This is a genomic window from Acidovorax sp. MR-S7 (assembly GCF_000400995.2).
In the GTDB taxonomy this organism is placed as follows: Bacteria; Pseudomonadota; Gammaproteobacteria; order Burkholderiales; family Burkholderiaceae_C; genus MR-S7.
Window position 1 is genome coordinate 64371 of the sequence record NZ_DF238893.1, and the last position, 24316, is coordinate 88686.

13 protein-coding genes are annotated in these 24316 nt (G+C 70.6%); 9 read left to right on the forward strand and 4 right to left on the reverse strand.

Annotation, left to right across the window (positions count from 1 at the left end; translation table 11 throughout):
- Positions 1-26: 26 nt before the first annotated feature.
- A complete protein-coding gene (locus AVS7_RS01460; RefSeq protein WP_020226732.1) occupies positions 27-1046 on the reverse strand; it encodes an AraC family transcriptional regulator in 1020 nt (339 codons plus the stop codon).
- A gap of 211 nt (positions 1047-1257) precedes the next feature.
- On the opposite strand from AVS7_RS01460, the gene AVS7_RS01465 reads away from it, so the two are divergent.
- From AVS7_RS01465 to AVS7_RS01505, 9 genes are all read left to right on the forward strand, one after another.
- A complete protein-coding gene (locus AVS7_RS01465) occupies positions 1258-2574 on the forward strand; it encodes a S9 family peptidase (RefSeq protein WP_024000758.1) in 1317 nt (438 codons plus the stop codon).
- 2 nt (positions 2575-2576) lie between these two features.
- Entirely contained in the window at positions 2577-4151 is a 1575-nt protein-coding gene (locus AVS7_RS01470; RefSeq protein WP_020226734.1) for a serine hydrolase, read from the forward strand.
- 21 nt (positions 4152-4172) lie between these two features.
- Positions 4173-6245, forward strand: a complete 2073-nt coding sequence (locus AVS7_RS01475) for a hypothetical protein (protein ID WP_020226735.1) — start codon at positions 4173-4175, stop codon at positions 6243-6245.
- A 73-nt stretch (positions 6246-6318) separates the two neighbouring features.
- Positions 6319-9198: a hypothetical protein gene (locus AVS7_RS01480; RefSeq protein ID WP_020226736.1), complete on the forward strand. Its 2880-nt coding sequence runs from the start codon at positions 6319-6321 to the stop codon at positions 9196-9198.
- A gap of 72 nt (positions 9199-9270) precedes the next feature.
- Positions 9271-12405 carry an IPTL-CTERM sorting domain-containing protein gene (locus AVS7_RS01485; protein WP_020226737.1) on the forward strand — a complete coding sequence of 1045 codons (3135 nt, stop codon included), beginning with the start codon at positions 9271-9273 and terminating at the stop codon, positions 12403-12405.
- Between the two features lie 25 nt (positions 12406-12430).
- Positions 12431-14710 carry a choice-of-anchor U domain-containing protein gene (locus AVS7_RS25365; protein WP_020226738.1) on the forward strand — a complete coding sequence of 760 codons (2280 nt, stop codon included), beginning with the start codon at positions 12431-12433 and terminating at the stop codon, positions 14708-14710.
- 17 nt (positions 14711-14727) lie between these two features.
- Entirely contained in the window at positions 14728-17040 is a 2313-nt protein-coding gene (locus AVS7_RS01495; protein ID WP_020226739.1) for a choice-of-anchor J domain-containing protein, read from the forward strand.
- A 76-nt stretch (positions 17041-17116) separates the two neighbouring features.
- Positions 17117-17809: an IPTL-CTERM sorting domain-containing protein gene (locus AVS7_RS01500; RefSeq protein WP_020226740.1), complete on the forward strand. Its 693-nt coding sequence runs from the start codon at positions 17117-17119 to the stop codon at positions 17807-17809.
- Between the two features lie 134 nt (positions 17810-17943).
- Complete coding sequence (locus AVS7_RS01505) at positions 17944-19656, forward strand: methyl-accepting chemotaxis protein (RefSeq protein ID WP_020226741.1); 1713 nt, start codon at positions 17944-17946, stop codon at positions 19654-19656.
- 6 nt (positions 19657-19662) lie between these two features.
- Here AVS7_RS01505 and AVS7_RS01510 read toward each other — a convergent pair whose 3' ends face one another.
- From AVS7_RS01510 to AVS7_RS01520, 3 genes are read right to left on the reverse strand one after another with little or no spacing between them, the layout of a single operon-like run.
- Entirely contained in the window at positions 19663-21171 is a 1509-nt protein-coding gene (locus tag AVS7_RS01510) for an ATP-binding cassette domain-containing protein (RefSeq protein WP_020226742.1), read from the reverse strand.
- Positions 21168-23063, reverse strand: coding sequence for an ABC transporter permease (locus AVS7_RS01515; protein ID WP_020226743.1), 1896 nt, complete (start codon positions 23061-23063; stop codon positions 21168-21170). Before AVS7_RS01515 ends, AVS7_RS01510 begins: the two co-directional genes overlap by 4 nt.
- Positions 23063-24259, reverse strand: coding sequence for an ABC transporter substrate-binding protein (locus tag AVS7_RS01520; protein WP_020226744.1), 1197 nt, complete (start codon positions 24257-24259; stop codon positions 23063-23065). Before AVS7_RS01520 ends, AVS7_RS01515 begins: the two co-directional genes overlap by 1 nt.
- Positions 24260-24316 lie beyond the last annotated feature (57 nt).

A 24316-nucleotide genomic window follows, 5' to 3' on the forward strand; every position in this document is an offset into this window, starting at 1 on the left:
CAAGCAGCTATCGAAAACAAAGCGTATCAACCGCCATGGGCCGCGTCCGCCCACGCCCGCTGGTGCCACTCGGTGGGCGACAGTCCGAAGCGCGCGCGGAACAGCTTGCTGAAGTCCGACTGGCTCACGAAGCCGCAGCGCCACGACAGCGCCCCCACGTGCAGCCGCGGGCCCTGCTCGATCAGGCCCCGGGCGTGCTGCAGGCGGATCTCGCGCAGCGTGCCCATCACCGTCTGCCCCTGCGCAGCAAACGCCTCGTACAGCCGCGAGCGCGAGCAGCCCGCGCCTTGCGCGATGGCCGCGGCATCCAGGCCGTGGTGGTGGGCCTGCCGCCGCATGAAATGCACGGCCGCCGCATGCCGGCCCCGGTGCAGGTGGTCTTGCAGGGCGGCGCCCCGGGGGTCGGGCGCATCGGCGCGCTCGCCCTCGCGGCCCAGGTTGCGCAGCGCCAGCAGCGCGAGCGAGCGCACGCCCTCCAGCAGGCCCGCGTATTCCACGGCGTCGAGCTGGCCGGGCCGGCGCGCCAGCAGAGCCAGGTGGCCGAGCTGGCCGGCCAGCGCCGGGGCCAGCGCGCAGCGCGAGAGGTCCAGATTGCCCGGCTCGCGCCCCAGCGCAGCCAGCACCTCGCGGCGCGGCAGGTCGATGAACGCCTGGCGCGCGTGGTGGCTCCAGCGGTAGTGGCCTGCCAGGCGCGGCATGAACAGCCCCAGCGCCCCCGCACCCATGTGCCGGGGCTCGCCGGGCGCGGCATTCAGGAGCAGATCGCCCGCCTCGATCAGCGAAATCACCACCAGCTCCTCCAGCGGCTCGGCGCGGTGAAAGCCCGTGCGCATGTCGTAGGCCGACGAGCGCGTGCTGCCGAAGATCGCGGCGCTGCTGCGCAGCATGTGCATATCGGCGTCCAGCGGCACGTCGGGCGAGGGCAGGAACTCCACCTGCCAGTGCGCCACCTCGCGCCACGCATCGCGGCGCAGCGCGGGCTCCACGTCGCCCGAATGGCGGTGCTCCAGCACACAGGGCGGCGGCAGAGCGGGCGCGGACGGCATGGCGCGATTCTAGGAAGCGGCAAGCCCCCGGCCCGGCAGTGGCGCGCACGCCGCGGGACGCATTCCCCCGACCTGGGACGCCTGCCCTTCACTCGGCCCGCAGCGCCGCAGTCCGTGTAACTAGACTTTTCTCGAAGTGCATCCAGCCCCGGAAAGAACCTCGTATTTCTTCCATGAACGCTGACTGAGCAAGCGCATGAAGCTATTAAAAATGAAGCACTCACAACGCCGCCACTTCATGGCCGCTGCCGCCGCCAGCCTGGCCCTGCCCGTGCTGGCACAGCCCCGGCCTGCCGCCGGGACGGAGCGCGGCAGCACCCGCGTGGCAGGCTTTGCCAACGCCGAGATGGACTACCAGTTGATGCGCCAGCTCGGCACGGCGCGCTACGGCGGCGCGGCGGTGGGCGAATGCCTGGCGCTGGCGCAGCGCATACAGGACGGCGTACCGGCCAGTTGGGTGATGGAGTTCAGTGCAGCCGCGCAGCGCCAGGAGGCCGGCGCACAGGCCCGCGCCCTGCGGGGCCATGCCGTCAGCGCGCGCGAACAGTACCTGGTGGCCTGCAACAGCTACCGCGCCGCCGAGTACTACTGCGGCGTGCTGGATCCGGAGCACACGCGCCTGGGACGCAAAAGCCGTGAATGCTTCCTGGCCGCCGTGCGCGGGCAGGACGTGGAAGAGGTGTTTCTGCCCTTCGGCGGCGCGCAGTTGCCCGCGTACTACGTGCGCGCGCCCCGCCCGCACGACCAGCGTCCCGGGCGCCCCGGCAAGACGCTGCTGCTCATCAGTGGCTACGACGGCACGCTGGAGGAAACCTGGCCGTCCTACGGCCTGGCGGCGCTGGAGCGCGGCTACCACCTGCTGCTGTTCACCGGCCCGGGGCAGATGGACACGCTGCGCTTCCACCCCGGCATGGCCTTCATCCCGGAATACGAACACGTAGGCCGCCTGGCGCTCGACTACGTGCTGGCGCGTCGCGAGACCGACCCGCGCCGCGTGGCACTCATGGGCATCAGCTTCGGCGGCTACTTCGCCACCCGCATCGCGGCGCACGAGCCGCGCGTGCGCGCCCTCATCGCCAACTCGCCCATCGTCGATCTGCACGCCTACATGGCCGCGTTCGTGGGGTTCGACCCGGCCCTGCTGCCCGATGACGAGGACGTGCGGCTGGAAGACATCGACCACATCCCCGACAGCGCCATCCCCCCGCAGACCCGCGAGATGATGCGCAACCTGATCGTGCGGCTGGGCCAGGCCAGTTTTCGCCAGGCCTACCTGCGCCTGCACGACTTCCGGGTTCCGGATGCCAGCCTGCGCAACATCCGCTGCCCCTCGCTGGCCCTGGTGGGCGCAGGCGAGGGGGGTGAGCCTCTGGCCCAGTGCGAGCGCTTCCAGCGCGCCGTCGGCGGCCCGGTCTGGGGCCACGTCTTCACCGCCGAGGAAGGGGCCGAAGGCCACTGCCAGACCGGCAACCTGGCCTATTCCGCCGCCGTGTCGATGGACTGGCTGGACGAAGTGTTCGGCGGCTGACCATGCGGACGCTCCACCTTCTCCGTTCCTCCCTCGCCGCCGCGCTGCTGGCCGCCGTCCTTTCGGCCTGCGGCGGCGGCAATGGCGCCGACGCGCCCAACGCCACCACGGTGCGCCAGGCCGCCGCCCGGCTCGACACCCTGGTGCCTCAGTGGATGGCGCGCACCGGCGTGCCCGGCGTGGCCGTTGCGGTGGTGCATGGCGGCCGGACGGTGTATGCCCAGGGCTTCGGCCTGCGCCGGGCGGACGGCAGCGAGGCCGTGGATGCCGACACGGTGTTCCAGCTCGCCTCGGTCTCCAAGTCCCTCGCCGCCACGGTGATGGCGGCGCAGATGCCCCCCGGCGTGGATTGGGACATCCCTATCCAGCGCCTGCTGCCCGGCTTCGCGCTGGCCTACCCCGAGGCGCAGGACAACGCCCGCCTGAGCCTGGGCGACCTGTTCGCCCACCGCAGCGGCCTGCCCGACCACGCGGGCGACCATCTCGAAGACCTGGGCTACACGCGCGGCGACATCCTGCAGCGCCTGCGCCACGCCGCCCTGAACCCCTACGGCAGCTACGCCTACACCAACTTCGGCCTGACGGCCGCCGCCGAGGCGCTGGCCCAGGCGCGCGGCACCGACTGGGCCACGCTCTCCGCGCAGGCCCTGTACCAGCCACTGGGCATGGCCCACGCCAGCTCGCGCTACGCCGACTTTGCCGCCCGGCCCAACCGCGCCTGGGGCCACGTGCAAGCGGGCCTGGGCTACGACAGCTACGGCGCGCAGCCCGCCCGCTACACCGTGCAGCAGCCCCCGCGCCAGCCCGATGCGCAGTCGCCCGCAGGCGGTGCCAGCGCCAGCGCGGCGGACATGGCGCGCTGGATGGCGCTGGTGTTGGAGCAGGGCCGTTGGCAGGGCCAGCAGCTCGTTGACCCCGCCGCGCTGCAAGCGGCCATGACGGCCCGCCCCGGCGGTGCCTACGGCTACGGCTTCAACGTGGGGCCGGACCCGCACGGCCACGCCAGCGTCTCGCACTCCGGCGCGTTTTTGCTCGGCGCGCACACCGCCTTCATCCTGTGGCCGCAGGCCGGGCTGGGCATCACCGTGCTCACCAACGCGCAGCCGCGCGGCCTGGCCGAGGCCATTGCGCTGGCCTTCGGCGAGCGGGCCTGGGGCGACGTGGCCGAGGGCGCGCCCGGCACCGATTGGCTGGCCACCATGCAAGCCAGGATGCACGAGATGTACCGGCCGCTGGGCCGCCTGGCCGGTCAGCCCGCACCCGCAGCGCCCGCGCCAGCCCAGCCCCTGGCCCGCTACGCCGGGCGCTATGCCAACGCCTATTACGGCGATGCCCAGGTGGTTCTCGGCGCGGATGGCACGGCGCTGGACCTCGTCCTCGGCCCCGCCCAGGCGCGCTACCGCCTGCGCCACCACGACGGCGACCTGTTCGCCTTCGACCTGGAGGGCGAGAACGCCCCGCCGGGCTCTGTCTCAGCCGTGCAGTTCAGCCTAGGCGACCCAGGGCGGATGCAGGTCGAGTTCTACGCCGAAGACCTGACGCACGGGCTTTTCGAGCGCGTGCCCGATGGCCAATAACACCTACGAGGAGTCTCTGAAATGCACAACACCCCATCACCTTCCCACATCGCCCTGCTGGCGGCGCTTGCCCTGGCGGGCTGCGGCGGCAGCGGCGGCTCCAGCCCCGGCGGCGAAACCGCGCCCCCGCCGGGCGCGGGCGCGCCCCAGGGCTCCGTCGTCTGCAAGGACTACGACATGCAGGACGTGACGATCGCGCCCAAGACCATCACCATCCGCAACAACGCCGATGAGCAGATCTACCCCGTGCTCTCCACCAGCACGAATGCGGAGAACCTGTGGGTGCAGGGCTGCCTGCGCACCACCGAGGCGCTGCCCACCGACGTGGTTTACAAGCTCTACGTCAACGACGGCCAGGGCATTCCGCCCGGCTCCGAAGTCACCATCACCCTGCCGCTCTACAGCGAACTCGGCCCCCGGCAGTACATCACCTGGTGGAACGGCGGCCGCGTGCTGCTGGCCGACCGCAACAAGCGCCTGCGCAACGACGAAGACAAGTCCATCGCCACCCCCGCCGAGGTGACCTGCCAGGCGCAGGGCACGGCGTGCGCGCTGACCACGTACGCCAGCAAGGTGCAGTTCCCCGAGGACGCCTTCGCGCAACTGTCCGAATACACCTTCGGCGACTCCGACATCCCCGCGGGGCAGGCCGCACGGCTGCTCAAGCCCGCCAACGTGGGCTACAACATTTCCTACGTCGATCACGTCTACATGCCCGTGGCGATCGGCCCCAAGGACAACCCCTACATCGGCTACAGCGGCTCCGTGCAAAAGCCCGCCGATTTCCGCAAGGCGCTGCACAGCTTCCTGGGCGGCCTGGGCGAAGGCTGGCCGGTCTACAACATGAGCGAAGTGCGCCTGCCCGGCGGCTACAACATCTTTGCCCAGCGCGGCGGCTACCTGATCCAGGACCCCGACGTGCCCGTGCAGCCGCCGGACGGCCAGAACCCGCCCGTGCTCACCGTGCAGAAGTGCATCGACAAGCAATGCACGCCCGAGGAGCAGCGCAGCCTGCAATGGGGCCAGTCGGTGCAGAACATCCAGGATTTGTGGGGCGCGTGCGTCGATTGGGGCAGCGAGGACATTTCCGCCTACACCAGCAAGAAGTACCCGCAAGACTGCCCCGCCCCGCAGGAGATGCAGGGCAAGCTGGCCCTGGTCAAGGACTTCTTCGCCGAGAACCACAAGAAGTATTTGGCGATGTACGACGCCAAGCAATGCACCGGCGAGCCCAAGGGCTCGGGCAAGATTCCGCCGCACGTCGCCGAGTTCAAGTTCTGGGAGGCCATCAAGCACATCTACGGCTGGGTGCCCTACAACGAAGGCTGCGGCGCGGGCGCCAACAAACTGAGCGCCACCACGGCCCACGGCCGCGACCACGCCTACGTGCAGGCCATGTACATCCAGGACCTGCAATACAACTACGGCCAGGCCGCCGTCCAGGCCAACCCCAAGCTCGCCTTCAACCCCTACGTCAAGCTGATCCACGACGACCTGGGCATGAGCGCCTACGGCTTCTCGGTGGATGACGCCGTGGGCTTCATGAGCGAGCTGGGCAACGGCCTGGTGTTCACCGTCGGCGGCGTGCAGGGGCTGGAGAACGGCAGCGCCTTCAACTACCACGACGGCTTCGACGTGCTGCTGGGCAACCCCGCCGACCGGGTGCCCGAGAACAAGCCGCTGCTCAAGAAGTACGGGGCCTGCTCGCTCGGCCACGACGCCAGCGACCCGGACTGCAACAACGTCAAGCAAGACGTGCTCATGCCCGACGCCAACCGCATCGTGGGCTTTCGCGTCGGCACCATGCCCTCTTACCCCATGAAGGTGCGCTTCACCGACGCGCAGGACAACGTCTATACCTTGCTCGTCAAGGAGAAGTTCGCCGCCTGCACCGGCAAGCTCGCCGACTGCCCGCCCAACCGGGCCGCCATCGTCGATGCGGGCGCATGCAGCGTCACGACCCCGGCGGGGGCCAAGCACCCCAAATCCGACATGTGGTGCGTGGGTGCCAACCCCAACCAGAGCCGCGAGAACGACGAGGCCGCCATCAAGAACCACCTGAGCTACCCCGTGCCGGTGGAATACCTGCCCTGAGGTTTTGCAAGCCAAATCAGGCTACAGCGCTTACTGGGTAAGCGCTGGCAGCTATGAATAACGGAGTATCCGCATGCTCAGAAGCCAAACACCCCCCGCCCTGCTGCCCACCGCGCTGGCCTGCCTGCTGCTGCTCGCCAGCTGCGGCGGCGGCTCGGACGACGCGCCGCCCACCCATGCCTCGCGCTACCCCGCGCTGGCCGCGCACGCCGACATGGACGAGGAAGACTTCGAGCGCCTCCTGCTCGCCGCAGGCCGGGGCACCGACATCACGACCGAAACCATCAAGTCGCTCTCCGTCGGCTCCAGCATCAACTCGGCCGCCTCCACCTACAACCTGCGCCCCATCTTCGACCTGGGCCGCTTGAAGGAAGACGGACGGCTGAACGTGGACACCACCCGCTCGCAGCAGGTCACCGCGCTGCGCATCACCAGCAACAGGAACGCCAGCACGGAAAGCAGCCAGTTCACCCTCGACGCATCGCTCTCGGGCTCCCTCGGCCACTACAAGGCCGCCGCCGCCTTCCACCATGCCGAAGCCCGGCGCAACACCCAGTCCGACGGCACCGTCAACGTGCAACTGGTGTCGGCCAACACCAACAACCTCGTCTCGATCCTCAGCAGCGGCTTCAGCGGCAGCGAGAACTTCACCGGCTACCTCACCGGCACCAAGCTGACCGACGAGCTGCTGCGCGGCTACGTCAGCACCACCGAAAGCACGCCCACCGGCATCTGCGGCGGCAAGCCCTACACCACCAGCGTCACCGTCAGCCGCTACAAGCTGTCCGACACCGAGCCCTACGCCAACATCCAGATCCTCTCGCGCATGGAAAGCGTCTTTGCCGACCTGCGGGCGCAATATGACCTGTGCGCCGACGCCTCCATCCAGACCGTGCTGGTGCGCCAGATGACCGAGCTGCGCGGCAAGATCCAAAGCGCCATCGCCGACTTCTACGCCTTCAACGGCGACTCGTTCGTCTCCCGAACCGCCTCGATGAACCAGGCCGTCGGCAATGGCCAGCTCACGTTCAACACCTCCGACGGCAACGCCGAGGCACAAAACGGCGCATCCCTCTCGGGCAAATACCAGACGCCGGCCGGCGGCGCGGGCGGGTCAACCACCTTGCAGTTCTACAAGCAGAACGGCTGGGCCAAGGCCCTGCAAAACGTGCAAGTCTCCGCCGAGGCCAAGCCCGCCGGCGTGGCCGACACCACGGCCTGGGTCAGCAGCATCCACACCATGCTCAAGGACCAGGGCAGCTCCCTGGTGCCGCCCATGGGCAGCCTGCCCAAGGACCCCGGCGTGAAGCTGCCCGACCCGGTCGGCCCCCACAAGGACGAGACAGACCCGCCGGACGTGGCCTTCACCTCCTACGACCAGTGGAAGAAGTTCCAGGAGGACAAGAAAGCCGCCAAGGACGCGGCGGAACTGGCGCGCGCGCAACAGCGGGTCGAGCAGGAACCCCTGGTCGTCAACGAAAACAGGTTGCTGCTCAAGGCCGGCGAGGCCGATGCCTACCAGCAGCTCATCGCCGAGCTGGACGCGCTCAAGGAACGCGCCAAGGCCCCCCAGGCACCGCCGCAGGCCAATGACGGCAACCTGGTGCGCTTCGACAAGATGTACGTCAGCGGCTTCGAGACGCTGCCCTACGACGCCGTCATCCCCCAGCTGCGCCCCAACCTGGACATACCCGGCCTGGACAAAGCCATCGGCAGCTTCCCCAACCTGATGGAAATCATGCTGGTGAGCGAAAAGCTCGGGCGGCTCGACGCCTACCTGGCCTTCCTCGCCACCCTCTCGGTCAGCAACGTCACGCCCCAGATGAGCGAGCGCTACCACCAGTTCTTCCAGAAGGCGTCCAGCCGCGCGTACGACCTGGTGGGCCTGGCCTTGAGCCAGGGCACCGACCTCGCGCCCGCCGTGCTGGCAGGCTACAAGAAAGCCATGCTCGGCACCGAATCCACCAAGACGCAAAGCGAGCTGTACCAGAACCTGCAAGACATCGACTACTACAACTACGTGGTGGGCACGCTGCTCGACCCCGCCAAGGGCAAGGCATGGACCGTCGCGCCCGGCGGCTACATCCCCATGCGCTGGAAGAACGACGGCAGCGGCGGCGTGGAACTGGTCACCTGGACCGCGCTGTCGCAAGAGCGCGGCGGGCACCGGGGCAAGGAAGGCGTGGTGGCCATCGACTTCAGCAACCCCAACGCCGACCCGCTCAAGCTCTACCGCGACGGCATGAAGACCCCGCAAACCCCCTGGTACCCGGTCTATGTCTTCAACCTGAGCCAGGCACCGTCGCTGGTGTTCGTGCAGCACTTCGGGGCCTACCAGGCCATCTACGGCCCCCGGTGGGTGACGCGGCCCAATGACGGGGACACGCCCGTCACCCCGAGCCTGGTGCCCAAGTGGCAGGACTACCAGCCGCTGGGCCACAGCGACATGCGCACGGTCATGACGCACAACAGCAACGACTTTCTGCCGTTCATGCGCTGGCAGTATTCGCTGTACTTCCCCAATGCCAGCAACGACCCCCCGCGCTTGCAGAAATACAAAGCGCTCCTTCTGGAGCCGCCCGCCGATTACAAGGAAAGCGATGGACAGACCGTTCATGCCGCCGCGCATTCGGCGGCGGTGCGCGACTTCAAGAAAAGCGAGTACGACCGCACAGCCCGATCCGACGCCACCTACAACGCCTTCCGGCTGCCCCTCAAGGAGCGCTGGATGCGGCTGACTGATGACCACGGATTCAAGAGGGACGTCACGCGTAGCCAAGACATCACCATGTCGGACCCCTGGACGAACTTGCTGCTGCTGCCCCTGAACACCACCACCACCGGCGAGAGCCTGAAGCAGGCGTTCAACTACGCCCCCGAGCGCGCGCCCCTGGACATCGTCACCACCACCAGCCTCGACCTCGTCAACAAGCTGGCCGTGCTGCAAAAGTAAGCAAGTGCCTTTTTGGCTGCTTGCGCTTTGCGGACAAGCGCAAGCAGCTATCAAAATAAGAGTGACCCGCGCATGCACATCCCCCGCCTTGCCACCCTGGCCGCGCTGACCGCACTCTTGGCCTGCGCCCACACCCATGCCTTCGATGTGACGGTGACCACCGCCCCCACCAGCGGCGGTGCATGGGCCGGCAGCACCTTCACCCCCACGACGCCGGGCGCCACCGTGAACGCGGGCGAGGTACAAACGCGCCTGGCCGGCGGCGCGGTCACGGTGCAGTCCACCGGAGGCGACGCGCTGGCCGTGCGCGCGCCCATCGCCTGGGCCGCCAACGTGCTCACGCTGGCGGCGGGCGGCAGCCTGGCCGTGCAGGCGCAGCTCGACGCCACGGGCGCCGCCGGGCTGGCGTTGCACTACGGGCAGGGCGCGGTGGCGGCGGGCAACACGGCGGACTACCTGGTCAGCGCGCCCGTCAACCTGGCCGCCACCGGCAGTTACCAGACGCGGCTGGGCAGCGACGGCGCGGTGCGCAGCTACACCATCCTGACCACGCTGGGCGCCGAGGGCAGCACCACGGGCGCGGACTTGCAGGGCATGAACGGCGACTGGGCGCGCAACTACGCATTGGGCGCGGACATCGATGCCAGCGCCACGGCGGGCTGGGCAGGCGGCTTTGGGCCGATTGCGCCCAGCACCACCCGCATCGACGGCTTCACGGGCCGCTTCGACGGGCTGGGCCATGTGATCGACCGGCTCACCATCGACCGGCCCAGCAACAACTACGTGGGCCTGTTCGGCAACTCACGCGATGGCGCGCTGGTGAACGTGGGCCTCACCCACGCCAGCGTGGCGGGGGGCGTGAGCGTGGGCATCCTCGCGGGCGGCACCAACACCATGACGGTGCGCAACGTCCATACCACCGGCAGCGTGACGGGCGCGAACGCCGTGGGCGGCGTGGCGGGCGACAGCTTCGTCGATCTGATGCTGGACGGCGTGTGGAGCAAGGCCTCCGTCACCGCCACGCAGATGGGCGCGGGCACGGGCGCGCCGTCCCTGGGCGGCATTGCGGGCGGGCTGGTGGGCGGCAGCGTCTCGCGCGGCCCCACCATCGTGCGCAGCTACGCGCTGGGCGCGGTCAGCGGCAGCGACTTCGTGGGCGGCCTGCTGGGCCACACGGGCCAGCGGCCCGAGATCCACGACAGCTACTTCGCGGGCACGCTGGCCTCCAACAAGGCCACACCCCTGGGCCTGGGCGCCATCGCCGGGCGCACCCAATTGGGCAACGTGGGCAACGTGACGTGGAACAGCGACAGCGCGGGCGCCGCCGGCATCGGCGAAAACACCGGCAACAGCACCAGCGTGGTCGCCACCACGCCGCTGACGCTGGCCCAGATGCGCAACGCCGCCAACTACCCGCCGCTGTTCACCTTCACCACCACGCCGGGCGCGGGCACGAATTCAGGCTGGGTGCTGCTGGGCAGCAACGGCGGCCTGAACAACGCCAGCGGCACCGTGCTGCCCCTGCGGTCCAGCGAATGGGCCGCCAGCGTGGGCAGCGCGCACCAGCTCCAGTTGATGGCCCTGAAGCCTGACGCCGCCTACACCCTGGCGCGCGACGTGGACGCCGCCCCCACCGCCGGGGCCGCCAACGACGTGTGGCAGGGCAGCAGCTTCATGCCCGTGGGCAAGGGCACGGCCTTCAGCGGCAGCTTTGACGGGCTGGGCCGCACGATCAGCCAGCTCGCCATCGCCCGCCCCGGCGCGCTGAACGTGGGCCTGTTCAGCCAGACCAGCGGCGCGGCGCTGAGCAACGTGGGCCTGCTGGGCAGCACCGTGGAAGGCGGCACCAGCGTGGGCGCGCTGCTGGGCCTGGGCAGCGCCACCATCACCCACGCCTATGTGCACGGCGGCGCCGTGGTGGGCGGCAGCGGCGTGGGCGGGCTGGCCGGCGTGCTGCTGGGCGGCAGCGTGGTCGAGAGCTACGCCCACGCCGCCGTGAGCAACAGCACCGGGGGCAATGCCACCGGCGGCCTGGCCGGCAGCGCCGCCAACGCCCTCATCGCCGACAGCTACGCCAGCGGCAGCGTGGCGGGCTTTTTCCATACCGGCGGCCTGGCGGGCAGTCTGATGAACAACGCCGTCGTCGCCCGCAGCTACGCCACCGGCGCCGTCTCCGGCCCCAGCTTTCTGCGCGGCCTGGTGGGCGATGTGAACACGGGCGCCAGCGTGGTCAGCAGCTTCTGGGACACGCAAACCACCGGCCAGGGCACCAGCGCGGGAGGCGCGGGCGCGGTGGGCCGCACCACGGCGCAGATGCAGCAGCTCGCCACCTTCACCGCCGCAGGCTGGGCCATCGACGACGCGGGCGGCACCGGCACCGGCTGGCGCATCTACGAAGGGCATACCGCGCCGCTGCTGCGCCACTTCTTCACCGCGCCGCTCACCGCCACCGCCGCCAGCGGCAGCAAGCCCTTTGACGGCACCGCCGCCACCAGCCTGGCCGTGACCTACACCCCCGCCGCGCCGGATGCCCGCCTGCTGGGCACCGCCAGCGTGGTGGCCGATGACAGCGCACCCGGCACGCATACGGCGCGCGTCACCGGCATTTATTCGGCCCAGCATGGCTACGACATCGCGCGCGTGGCGGGCACCATCACCATCACGCCGCTGGCCCCCCCCACCGCCGCCATCACCACCAGCGCGGGAACGGGCGGCACCCTCGCCTGCACGCCCAACCCCGCGCCCCTGGGCGCGCCCGCCACCTGCACCGCCGCGCCCAGCGCGGGCTACACCACGCAATCGATCAGCGGCTGCGGCGGCACGGCCACGGGCGCGGGGGCCAACGGCTACACCACCGGCAACATCACCGGCGCCTGCACCGTCACCGCGCAGTTCGCGCTGAGCCACTACACCATCACCGTCACGCCCGGCGCTGGCGGCAGCGCCAGCTGCACCCCCAACCCAGTGCCGCACGGCGCCAGCGCCACCTGCGCGGCCGCGCCGGATGCAGGCTACACCTTCACCGGCTGGAGCGGCGCTTGCACCGGCCCCGCCTGCACCCTGGCCAGCGTGCAGGCGCCCCAGGCCGTGGGCGCGCAGTTCACCCGCGCTGCGCTCGTGCCTACGCTGTCGCAGTGGGGCATGCTGCTGCTCACGCTGGTTTTGGGTGTTTTAGGCCTCCAGCGCTTGTCTTTCAAGCGCAAATAGCTATCAAAAAGAGAGTGTTTCGACCATGACCCTGTCCTTGAAAAACCTGCTGCGCCGCGTGGCGCTGCCCCTGTTGCTGGCGGGCGCGGCCGGCGCATCGCACGCTGCCATCTGCCGCGCCGCGCCCACGGTCAGCGGCAGCGCCAACGGCACCACCTGGGCCGACGCGATGACGCTGCAAGCCGCCTTGGGCAACAGCGGCTGCGACGAAATCTGGCTGAAGCAGGGCCTGTACAAGCCCGGCACCCAGCGCACCGACGCCTTCGCCATCAACCGGCCCGTGCAGCTCTACGGCGGCTTCGCGGGCGGCGAGACGGCGCGCGGCCAGCGCGGCACCAGCAGCCGCCTGACGGTGCTGTCGGGCGACATCGACAACAACGACACCACCGATGCCAACGGCATCGTGCTGGACGCTGACCACCAGACCGGCGGCGGCAACAGCTACCACGTGGTGACCGTCCGATGGCTTCAAACCTTCTCCGCCACGCGCAGCAATACGGTCATCGACGGCCTGACCATCACCGGCGGGCGGGCCACTGGCAGCGTCGACGACAGCCGGGGCGGCGGGTTGCACTGCAATACGCAGGGCGGCCAATGCAGCCCGACCCTGCGCAACGTCACCTTCAGCGGCAACTACGCCAGTTCCGGCGGCGCCATCTACAACTCGGGCAACAGCGGCGACGCCAGCCCGCTCATCACGCACGCCACCTTCACCGGCAACGTGGCAGGCGGCTCCGGGGGCGCCATCTACAACCGTGTTTCCGGCACGGGCAGCGCAAGCCCTGCCATCGAACAGTCCACCTTCAGCAGCAACCGGGCTGGATATCGTGGCGGCGCCGTCCTCAACGACGGTGCAGTCCAGCTCGGCATTGCGTTCTCCACTTTTTACGGCAACACCGCCGCCAACCAGGGCGGCGCCATCAGCAGCGAGGGTGGCGCCCAGGCCGCCATCACCGCATCGGTCTTCTGGGGCAACACGGCCAGCGGCCCGGGCAAGCAGGTCTTTGACGACGGCAGCGGCGCCCAAGCCTTCGGCGGCAATCTGGTGCAGGGCGGGTGCAGCGGCGTGTACCTGCCCTACGGCACCTGCACCGGCAACCCGCTGCCCGGCGACCCCCTGCTCGGCACGCTGCAAGATAACGGCGGCCCCACCTGGACGATGCTGCCCGGTGCGGGCAGCCCAGCCTTGGGCGCCGCCACTTGCAGCGCGGGCGAGACCGACCAGCGCGGCGTGGCGCGCCCCACGGGCGCCTGCGCCCTCGGCGCGGTGGAGCGGCAGGCCAGCCTGCCCGGCTTCCCTGCCAGCATCAACACGACCAGCAACCAAGTGCGCCAAATCACCCTGGATTGGCCGCCCGTTGCATACGCGGCGGCCTACGTGGTGGCGACGGTGCCGGGCGGCCAGGAGGTCTGCCACACCTCGGCTGCCGCCTGCGTGGTGACGGGGCTGGACAACGGCCAGACCTACAACTTCACGCTGACCGCGCTCAACGAAGTGGGCAGCGGCACACCCATCGGGCTCTCAGGCAGCACCCTGGCCCTGCCCGATGCACCCGCCAGCTTCACCGCTTCCCCGGCAGGCGAAACGGAAATTACCCTGGCCTGGACAGCCGCCAGCGGCGCCACCGGCTATCGGGTGGTCAACACCGCCACCAGCGCCACCGTGTGCGCCACCGCCAGCACCAGTTGCAGCCACACCGGCCTGGCGGCGGGCACGGCCTACGGCTACAGCCTGGTCGCCACCAACGCGGCGGGCGACAGCAGCCCCCCGGCGGCCACCGCCAGCGCCACCACGCTGCGGCGCAGCTTCACCAGCGGCGGGGTGACGGCCAGCGTCATCGGCGGCGGCGCCCTGTGCACCTTCGACACCGCCGCCCTGCTGGCCGCGCCCGCCGCCGTGCCCGGCAGCGTGCCCGCCTTCGCGCAGGGCGTGCTGGACTTCGAACTGGCGGGCTGCACCGGCCCCGTGACCATGACCGTGGCCTACCCCGCGCCGCTGGCTGCGGGCACTAAATACTGGAAGCAACGCGGCGGCGCCTGGAGCGAATACCCCGCCGCCATCGACCTCGCCGCAGGCACGGCCGTCTTCACCCTCACCGACGGCGGGCCGGGCGACGATGGCCCTGCGGGCGACGGCCGCATCCAGGACCCCTCCGGCGCAGGGCTGATGGCGCTGGCCCCAGGCAACGCGGCGGCCATTCCCACTCTGTCGCAGTGGGGCGCGCTGCTGCTCACACTGGTTTTGGGTGTTTTCGGCCTCCAGCGCTTTTCCAGTCTGCGCAAGCAGCTATCAAAAATTGAGTGAAGCGGAGAACGCCCCCCATGCCCTGCCCACCCCTTTCTCCCCTGCGCGCCCTGGCCGCCTTCGCATTGCTGGCAGCTTTGGCGGTCCCGGCGCGGGCCGACACCGTGGTGTTCTCCGAGGACTTCGGCACGCAGGACTGGGGCACGCCCGACGCCCAGTCCTGCAACCCTGACTTTCCCGCTGGCTGGACGCGCCACGACGTGGACGCCCGCCCGCCCGCCGCGCAGACCGCCTGGGTCAACGATGCCTGGGTGGTCAGCAGCGTGTGGGCGGCGGCCGAGGGCAACTGCGTCGCCTACTCCACCTCGTACTACGACCCCGCGGGCGCGGCGGACGACTGGCTGGTGACGCCCGCCATCGCCATCCCCGCCGTGAACCCCCGGCTGCGCTTTCGGGCGCAGGTGTCCGATGCCGCCTACGCCGATGGCTACGAGGTGCGCTGGGGCACCGCCAACAGCGTCCCGGCCCTGTCCGCCAACCCCGCGCTGCTCACGGTGGCGGCGGAGAACGCCACGTGGACCATGCGCGAGATCGATCTGTCCGCCCTGGCCGGGCAGACGGTGCACCTCGCGTTCCGCAACACATCCGTGGACAAGTTCCTGCTGATGCTGGACGAGGTGCAGGTGGTCAGCGTGCTGGTGCACGACGCCGCCATCACCGCCGCGCTGCGCCCCCATGCCGAGCTGCTGCGCGTGCCCGTGGGCCAGGCCCCGGCGCTGCAACTGGGCGCCACCGTGCGCAACGGCGGCGCCAGCGCCCTCACCAACGCGGTGGTCACGGCGCAAGTGCTGCTGGACGGCAGCCCGGTGCACAGCGTGCAGGCCGCCGCCATCCCCAGCCTGGCCCCCGGCGCCACGGCGGACGTGACCATGCCCGCCTACACCGTGGTCACGCCCGGCGCCGTCACCGTGCAATACACCGTGGCCACGGCCGAAGCCGACGACGACGCCAGCAACAACGCCATGGCCTCCGCCAGCCTGGAGGTGACGGACTGGGAGCTGGGGCGCGACGACGGCGCCGCCGTGCTGGCCCTGGGCATCGGCGGCGATGGCGGCCAGGTCGGCACGCACTACACCCTGGCGCAGCCCGCCTGGGCGCATGCCGTGCGCTACTACGCCCGCGCCACCAACGCCGAACTGGCGGGCGCGGCGATCACCGGCGAGATCCGCGCCATGAGCGCGGGCCAGCCCGGCGCGCTGCTGGCGCAGACGCTGCCCTTCACCGTGCCCACGCCGCCGGCGGCGGGCTTCGTCGATCTGCCGCTGGCCGCACCGCTGCTGCTGCCCGCAGGGGACTATTACTTCGGCCTGGTGGAGCCCGCGTCCGCCCCCGGGCTGAATAGAACCCTGGACCTGGGGCTGTCGGCCACGCTATACCAGGCTGGGCGCAACTGGGCGCGGTTCACGCCCGGCGCGCCGGACTGGAGCCTGGTGGAGGCGCTGAACCCCGTGTTCGCCCGCGCGGCGATGCTGCGCGTGGTCTTCGGCCCCGCCGACACCACGCCCCCGGCCTTCACCGCCAGCCCCACGGTCACGCCGCCCGCGGCGGGCGGCACCACCGCCACGGCCAGCGTGGCGGTGAACGAGCCCGCCACCGGCTACTGGCAGGTGCTGCCCGCCGCCGACCCGGCGCCCCTGGCGGCAGACTTGCTGGCGAATGGAGCGCCCGTCTCCCTGACCGGCACGGCGGCGGCCACCCTCTCCCTCACGGGACTGGTGCCCGGCACCGCCTACCGCCTGCACTTCATCGCGCGCGACGTGGCGGGCAATGCGCAGGCCACCGTGGCCAGCGTGGTTTTCGTGGTGCCGCTCGATACGTCCGGCCTGCCCCTGACGGGCGGCGGCACGGCACAGGTGGCGGTGAGCGACGACGGCGGCAACACCTGCTACTTCAGCACCGCGCAGTTCACGGCCAACGGGATCGCCGACCCGCTGCCCACGGGCGTGGCGCTGGCGGGCGATTTGTTCGACTTCGTGCTCGACGGCTGCGCGGCGGGCGCCACGGCCACCATCAGCATCACGTACCCCAGCCTGCCCGCCGGCGCGCAGTACTACAAGCACGGCCCGCGCAGCGGCCAGCCCCCGGGCTGGTACCCGCACCCTGCCACGGTGAACGGCAGCACCGTCACGTTCTCCATCACCAACGGCGGCGCGGGCGACGACGACCTGGACGCCGCGAACAGCCAGATCGTGGATGCGGGTGGGCCGGTGGTGGTGGCGGCGGCTGCCGGCGCGGCGGCCATCCCCACGCTCACGCAATGGGGCGTACTGCTGCTGTCGGCCCTCTCGGCCCTGCTAGGGCTGGCGGCGCTGCAGCGTAGAAGAATTTAGAGTGTTTTTGGCCTCCAGCGCTTGCCAGCCAAGCGCAGGCAGCTATCAAAATTGTGATCCACCACAAAGGGGCCTCATGCACATTCGCCGACTCCTGCACGCCCTGGCCGCCACGGCGGCGCTGCTGGGGGGCGCGGGCGCCATGGCGGCGCCCTATGCCACCACCTATACGGGCACCGTCGCCAATTCAGGCATCCCTGCGGAGGTACCCGATGGCGCGGTCTTCACCCTGACTCTGGTGTTCGACAACGGCGGCACGACCGCCGCCAGCCAGTCCTGGACCATCGGCCAGTTGACCTGCGGTTTCTGGCGCTGGAACAGCGTGGCCGTGGCGCTGGATATGGGCGGCGGCGTGGCCCGGGGGACGGGCACCACGACGACCCATGCGGCGGGGGCGCTGACGGGGGTGTTTTCCGACGTCAACACCAACGGCCCGCTGGCCGTGGCGGACTACGGCGTGAGTGGCCTGCCTGTGGCCCCTGGCGATTCGATCGGCTGGAACGCCGATGGCGGGCCGCTGGTCTTCGGACTCATGATGGGCGGGGGCGGCGGCAGCTTTAACGACGGCTCCGGCACCCTCGCCGGAGGCATCGAGATGGCCGCCAGCCGCTGGAGCGCGCCGCAGCCCTTCACCGGAGCGTGCGATGCCAGCGCCATGCCGCCCCCCAGCCCGCCCGCGCCCGCCACCGCCGTGCCCACGCTGGGCCCGTGGGGCGCGCTGCTGCTCGCGGCCCTGCTGGGGCTGGAGGCGCCGCGCCGCAGGGTTTAGAGGGTTTTTGGCCTCCAACGCTTACCCATCAAGCGCAGGCAGCTATCAAAACAAAAGCATTCCGATGCCACTGCGCGCACGCTGGTTGCGGCGCTGCGCGGACCATCGCGCCCTTTTCCTTTCTCCCTGCAACCATGAAGAACCTCAATATCGGCACTCGCCTGGGAGGCGGCTTCGCCCTGGTCCTGCTGCTGATGGCGCTGATGACCGCGTTCGGCGTCTGGCGGCTGAGCGCCGTCGCGCAGGCCACGAGCGACATGACGCACCAGCCCCTGGCCGTGGAGCGCATGATCAGCGACTGGTACCGCTACGTGTACAGCGCCGCGCGCCGCACCACCGCCATCGTCAAGAGCACCGACCCGTCGCTGGGTGAGTTCTTCGCCGCCGAGACGGCCACCAGCACGCGCGAATCGGCCGAGCTGCAAAAGCGCATCGAAGGGCTGCTGCAGCGCGACGAAGAGAAGGCTCTGTGGGCCGAGATCCAGAAGGCGCGCACCGGCTACCTGTCGTCGCGCGACCAGGCCGTCAAGGCCAAGACCGAAGGCCGCTCCGAGGAGGCCGAACGCCTGCTCACGCAGGCCTACCTGCCGGCCACCGAGCAGTATTCGGCGCTGATCCAGCGCCTGCTGGACATGCAGCGCGCCAGCATCGACGCCACGGCGCAGCAGATCGGCGCCACCTACGCGCAGAGCCGGGCGTGGCTGATCGCGCTGGGCGCGCTCGGCGTGGCGCTGGGCGCGGCGTGCGCCTGGTGGCTCACGCGCGGCATCACCCGGCCGCTGGCGCAGGCCGTGCAGGTGGCGCGCGCCGTGGCCTCCAGCGACCTGACCAGCCGCCCCGCGCCGCGCGCCAGCGACGAGACGGGCCAGCTGCTGCAGGCGCTGGACGACATGAATGCCAGCCTCTCGCAGGTGGTGGCGCGCGTGCGCCAGGGGGCGGACAGCATCGCCACCGCATCCAGCCAGATCGACGCGGGCAACCAGGACCTGTCCTCGCGCACCGAGGAGCAGGCCAGCTCGCTGCAGCAGACCGCCGCGTCGATGGAGGAGCTGACCAGCACCGTGCGCCAGAACGCGGAGAACGCGCGCCAGGCCAACCAGCTCGCGTCGTCCGCCTCGCAAACTGCCGCCCAGGGCGGGCAGGTGGTGGCGGGCGTGGTGCAGACCATGGACGCGATCAACGCATCCAGCCGCAAGATCGCAGACATCATCGGCGTGATCGACGGCATCGCGTTCCAGACCAACATCCTGGCGCTCAATGCGGCGGTGGAGGCGGCGCGCGCGGGCGAGCAGGGCCGGGGCTTCGCCGTGGTGGCCAGCGAGGTGCGCGCCCTGGCGCAGCGCAGCGCGGCCGCCGCCAAGGACATCAAGGGCCTGATCGGCGACTCGGTCACCAAGGTGGACGAAGGCTCGCATCAGGTGGCCGAGGCCGGCCGCACCATGGACGCCATCGTGCAGAGCGTGCAGCGCGTGAGCGACCTGGTGGCCGAGATCACCGCCGCCAGCCAGGAGCAGAGCGCGGGCATCGACCAGGTGCACCAGGCGATCACGATGATGGACCAGGTGACCCAGCAGAACGCCGCGCTGGTGGAAGAAGCCACGGCGGCCACCGGCGCGCTCAAGGCCCAGGCGGGCGACCTGGCCTCGGCGGTGAGCGTGTTCCGCATCGAGGGCGGCCAGAGCGCGCGCGCCGCAGCGCCCGCACCCCGGCCGGCCCCGGCACCCATCGCCGCACGCGCTGCGCCCGCACCGGCCCCGGTCGCGCGGCCCGCGGCGCCCAAGGCGCTGGCTCCAGTCAAGGCGCCTGCCGCGGCGCGCGGAACGGACGACGATTGGGAGAGCTTCTAGGCGGCCCTATACCCCCAGGTACGCCTGCCGCGCCTGGGCGTCGCCCGCAAAATCGACCATGGGCGCAGCGTGCACGATGCGGCCCTTTTCCAGCACGCAGACGCGGTCGGCCACGGCTTCGGCGAGGTGCAGGTTCTGCTCGCTGAGCAGGATGCCCACGCCCTGTTCTTTCAACGCGCGGATGGCATGGGCCATCTGCTCCACGATGACGGGGGCTACGCCTTCGCTGGGCTCGTCGAGCAGCACCATGAAGGGCTGGCCCATGAGCGTGCGCGCGACGGTGAGCATCTGCTGCTCGCCGCCGCTCATGCGCCCGCCCGGGCGGTGGGGCATTTCGCCGAGGTTGGGGAAGAGTTGGAACAGGCGCTCGGTCGTCCAGTGCGGCGCCGGTTCGCCGCCGGACCATGCGCGCGGCGGCTGGCGGCCGGCCTCCAGGTTCTCCAGCACCGTCAGGTCGGTGAAGATGCGCCGGTCTTCCGGCACGTAGCCCAGCCCCGCGCGCGCGATCTGGTGCGGGGCCTTGCCGCGCAGGGGCTGGCCCAGGAAGTCCACGCGGCCCTCGGTGCGCGCCAGCAGCCCGGCGATGCTTTTCAGCGTGGTGGACTTGCCCGCGCCGTTGCGGCCCATGAGGGCCACGACCTCGCCGCGCCCCACGGTGAGCGAGACGCCGTGCAGGATGTGGGCCGCGCCGTACCAGGCATGCAGCCCTTCCACGGCGAGTAATGGTGTTTTTGGCACTTTGCGCTTATCTATCAAGCGCTGGCAGCTATCATTTTCAGAGCTTCCCAGGTACGCGGCCTGCACGCGCGCGTCCTGGCGGATGGCCTCGGGCGTGCCTTCGGCCAGCAGCTGGCCGCGCACCAGCACGGCCACGCGGTCGGCCTGGCCGAAGACCACGTCCATGCTGTGCTCGGTGAACAGCACGCCCATGCGCCGCTCGCGCGCGATGCGGCGCACGAGCTGCATGAGGGTCACGCGCTCGGCGGGCGCCATGCCGGCCGTGGGCTCGTCCATGAGCAGCAGGCGCGGCGCGTGCGCGAGGGCGATCGCCAGTTCCACGCGCTTCACGTCGCCGTAGGCCAGTTCGCTGCACGGGCGCTGCGCCTGTTCCTGCATGCCCACCTGTGCGAGCAGCGCCAGCGCATCCTGCGGGCGGTGCGCGGCGGCGCGGCGCCACCAGCGCCAGGCGTGGCCGTCGTGGGAGAGCAGCGCCATCTGCACGTTCTCCAGCACGGTGAAGCTCATCAGCGTCTGCGCGATCTGGAAGGTGCGGCCCACGCCCAGGCGCCAGATGGCGCGCGGCGGCAGGCCGGTGATGTCGCGGCCATCCAGCACCACGCGCCCGCCATCCGGGGCGAGCTGGCCGCCCGCCATGTTGAAGGTGGTGGTCTTGCCCGCGCCGTTGGGGCCGATGAGGGCGAGCAGCTCGCCTTCGGCCAGCGCGAACGAGATGCCCTGCACGGCCTGCACGCCGCCGAAGGATTTGGAGAGGCCCTCCACGCGCAGCAAGGTCATGGCGCTCCCTTTTTGAGAGCTGCCCGCGCTTGCCAGTATTGCGCGAACCCCGAAATTCCCTGTGGAAACAGCAGCACCAGCAGCAGCATCACGCCGCCCAGCAGCGCGCGCCAATACTCGGTGCCGCGCGCCACGCTGTCGTGCAGCCACGTGAACGCGCCGGCGCCCACGATGGGGCCGGCCAGCTGCTGCATGCCGCCCAGCAGCACCATGACCAGCGCATCGACCGACTTGGTGACCCAGAGCGCATCGGGCGCGATGCTGCCCTTGGAAAACGCGGCCAGCGCGCCCGCCAGCCCGGCGAACAGGCCGGCCACGACGAAGGCCGCCCACTGCGTGCCGCGCACGTCGACGCCGATGGCCTGCGCGCGCGCGCCCGAGTCGCGCGCGGCGCGCAGCGACCAGCCGAAGGGCGCGAACAGCATGCGCCGCAGCACGTAGAGGCCGGCCGCGCACACGGCCAGCGCCAGCCAGTAGAAGCCCGCACCCTGCGCGAGCGCCTCGGGCGGCCAGACGCCGGTGAGGCCGTTGCTGCCGCCCGTGAGGCCGTCCCACTGGAACGCGATGGCCCAGGTGATCTGCGCGAACGCGAGCGTGAGCATGGTGAGGTACACGCCCGAGAGGCGCACGCAGAACCAGCCGTAGAGCAGCGCGCCCGCCGCCGCCAGCAAGGGCGCGAGCAGGAGCGCGACGCCGAACGGTGCATCCGCCCAGCGCACCAGCAGCGCCGCGCCATAGGCCCCCAGGCCGAAGTACGCCGCGTGGCCGAAGGAGTGCATGCCGCCCGGCCCCAGGATGAAGTGCAGGCTGGCGGCGAACAGCGCGGCGATGGCCACGTCGGTGAGCAGCACGGTGGCGTAGCTCTCCTGCCCCGCTGCGAAGGGCAGCAGCGCCAGCGCCCCCAAGAGCGCGCACCACGCCCAGATGGCGGCGCGGCCCGCGGGGCGCAGCGGCCGTTCCGGCTCGCCGGGGGTGCGCGCGGCGGCCTGCGCGCGCCCCATCAGGCCCCAGGGGCGCCAGACCAGCACGGCCGCCATCACCAAGAATTCAACAACCAGCGTGAGCTTGGAAAAGGAAATCTCCACGCCGCCGATCTGCACGAGGCCGAGCCAGATGCACACGGCCTTCAGCTCCGCGATGACCAGCGCGGCGACGAACGCGCCGGGCAGCGAGCCCATGCCGCCCACCACCACCACCACGAAGGCCGCGCCGATGGTGAGCATGTCCAGCTCCAGGCTGGCGGGCTCGCGCGGCAGCTGCAGCGCGCCGCCCAGGCCCGCGAGCAGCGCGCCCAGCGCGAACACGCCGGTGAACAGCCACGCCTGGTTCACGCCCAGGGCGCCCAGCATCTCGCGGTCCTGCGTGGCCGCGCGCACCAGCGTGCCCCAGCGCGTGCGCGTGAGCAGCAGCCAGAGCAGCAGCAGCACGACAGGGCCGACGGCGATCAGGAACAGGTCGTAGGCGGGAAAGCGCCGGCCCAGCAGGTCGACCGCGCCCTCCAGCCCCGGCGCGCGCGGGCCGAAGAGTTCTTCAGGCCCCCAAAGCCAGAGCGCCGCATCCTTGATGACGAGCGCCAGGGCGAACGTGGCGAGCAGCTGCAGCAGCTCGGGTGCGCGGTACAGGCGCCGCAGCAGCAGCACCTCCACCACCGCGCCCAGCAACCCCACCGCCAGGGGCGCGAGCAGCAGCGCGGGCCAGAAGCCGATCGCGCCGGAGAGCCGCTCCACGCAGGAATACGCCACGTAGAGCCCGAGCATGTAGAACGAGCCGTGCGCGAAGTTGACGATGCGCGTGACGCCGAAGATCAGCGACAGCCCCGCCGCCACGAGGAACAGCGTGGACGCGCCCGCCAGCCCGTTCAGGAGCTGGGCGAGGAGGCCGGAGAAGTCCATCAGGGCGCCGCGGGGCGGAGCTTTTTCACCTCGTCATCGCTGGGCTGGAACTTGCCGCCGTCCTGGTAGGTGAAGCCCACCATCACGCCCTTGCCCTTGACCTGCGCGGTCTTGCCCACGTAGGCGCCCATCGTGGATTGGTGATCCTGCGCGCGGTAGGTGATGGGGCCGAAGGGCGTCTTCACCTCCAGGCCCCGGAACGCGGCGATAAGCTTCTCGGTGTCGGCCGAGCCAGCCTTCTTCAGCCCCGCCGCGATCGACAGGATGGCGTTGTAGCCCACCACCGAGCCCGCGCGCGGGTAGTCGTTGAAGCGCTTCTGGTAGGCGTCGAGGAACGCTTTGTGCTCAGGCGTCTCGATCGCGTACCAGGGGTAGCCGGTGACCACCCAGCCCGAGGGCGTCTCGGTCTTGAGCGTGTCCAGGTACTCGGGCTCGCCCGAGAGCAGGCTCACCACGCCCTTGCCCTGGAACAGCCCGCGCGTGTTGCCTTCGCGCACGAACTTGGCGAGATCGGCGGCGAACAGCACGTTGAAGATCGCGTCGGGCTTGGCATCCGCCAGCGCCTGCACCACGCTACCCGCATCCACCTTGCCCAGGGGCGTGGCCTGCTCGGCGACGAACTCGACGCCCGGCTGCGCGGCCTTGAGCAGTTGCTTGAACGTGGCGACGGCCGACTGGCCGTATTCGTAGTTGGGGTAGACGATGGCCCAGCGCTTCTTCTTCATCGCCACGGCCTCGGGCACCAGCATCGCCACCTGCATGTAGGTGGAGGGGCGCAGGCGGAAGGTGTAGCGGTTGCCGTGCTCCCAGACGATCTTGTCGGTGAGCGGTTCGGCGGCGAGGAAGAAGCGCTTCTTCTGCTGCGCGAAGTCGGTCAGCGCCAGGCCCACGTGCGAGAGGAAGCTGCCGGTGAGCACGTCGATTTTCTCGCGCGCGATCAGCTCCTCGGCCGCGCGCACCGCGTCGGCGGGGTTGCCGTTGTCGTCGCGGGTGACGAGCTGCAGCTTCTTGCCGCCCACGCCGCCGGCGGCGTTGACCTGTTCCACGGCCAGCTCCATGCCCTTCTTGTAGGGCTCCAGAAAGGCCGGCTGGGCCTTGTAGCTGTTGATTTCGCCGATCTTGTACGCCCCCTGCGCATGGGCCGCGCCCAGGCCGCAGGCCAGCGTTGCGAGACAGACGGCGAGGTGCTTGTGCATGGTCGGATCCTTTGCCACGGGTCAATTGCAAGGCACAGAAATGTACCCCCGCGGCGA

What these genes read in the sequence shown, in the direction of transcription:
- AVS7_RS01500 (WP_020226740.1), top strand. Translation starts at nt 17,117, where the DNA reads ATGCACATTCGCCGACTCCTGCACGCCCTGGCCGCCACGGCGGCGCTG.
- AVS7_RS01460 (WP_020226732.1), bottom strand. Translation starts at nt 1,046, where the DNA reads ATGCCGTCCGCGCCCGCTCTGCCGCCGCCCTGTGTGCTGGAGCACCGC.
- AVS7_RS01495 (WP_020226739.1), top strand. Translation starts at nt 14,728, where the DNA reads ATGCCCTGCCCACCCCTTTCTCCCCTGCGCGCCCTGGCCGCCTTCGCA.
- AVS7_RS25365 (WP_020226738.1), top strand. Translation starts at nt 12,431, where the DNA reads ATGACCCTGTCCTTGAAAAACCTGCTGCGCCGCGTGGCGCTGCCCCTG.
- AVS7_RS01465 (WP_024000758.1), top strand. Translation starts at nt 1,258, where the DNA reads ATGAAGCACTCACAACGCCGCCACTTCATGGCCGCTGCCGCCGCCAGC.
- AVS7_RS01505 (WP_020226741.1), top strand. Translation starts at nt 17,944, where the DNA reads ATGAAGAACCTCAATATCGGCACTCGCCTGGGAGGCGGCTTCGCCCTG.
- AVS7_RS01510 (WP_020226742.1), bottom strand. Translation starts at nt 21,171, where the DNA reads ATGACCTTGCTGCGCGTGGAGGGCCTCTCCAAATCCTTCGGCGGCGTG.
- AVS7_RS01475 (WP_020226735.1), top strand. Translation starts at nt 4,173, where the DNA reads ATGCACAACACCCCATCACCTTCCCACATCGCCCTGCTGGCGGCGCTT.
- AVS7_RS01520 (WP_020226744.1), bottom strand. Translation starts at nt 24,259, where the DNA reads ATGCACAAGCACCTCGCCGTCTGTCTCGCAACGCTGGCCTGCGGCCTG.
- AVS7_RS01470 (WP_020226734.1), top strand. Translation starts at nt 2,577, where the DNA reads ATGCGGACGCTCCACCTTCTCCGTTCCTCCCTCGCCGCCGCGCTGCTG.
- AVS7_RS01485 (WP_020226737.1), top strand. Translation starts at nt 9,271, where the DNA reads ATGCACATCCCCCGCCTTGCCACCCTGGCCGCGCTGACCGCACTCTTG.
- AVS7_RS01515 (WP_020226743.1), bottom strand. Translation starts at nt 23,063, where the DNA reads ATGGACTTCTCCGGCCTCCTCGCCCAGCTCCTGAACGGGCTGGCGGGC.
- AVS7_RS01480 (WP_020226736.1), top strand. Translation starts at nt 6,319, where the DNA reads ATGCTCAGAAGCCAAACACCCCCCGCCCTGCTGCCCACCGCGCTGGCC.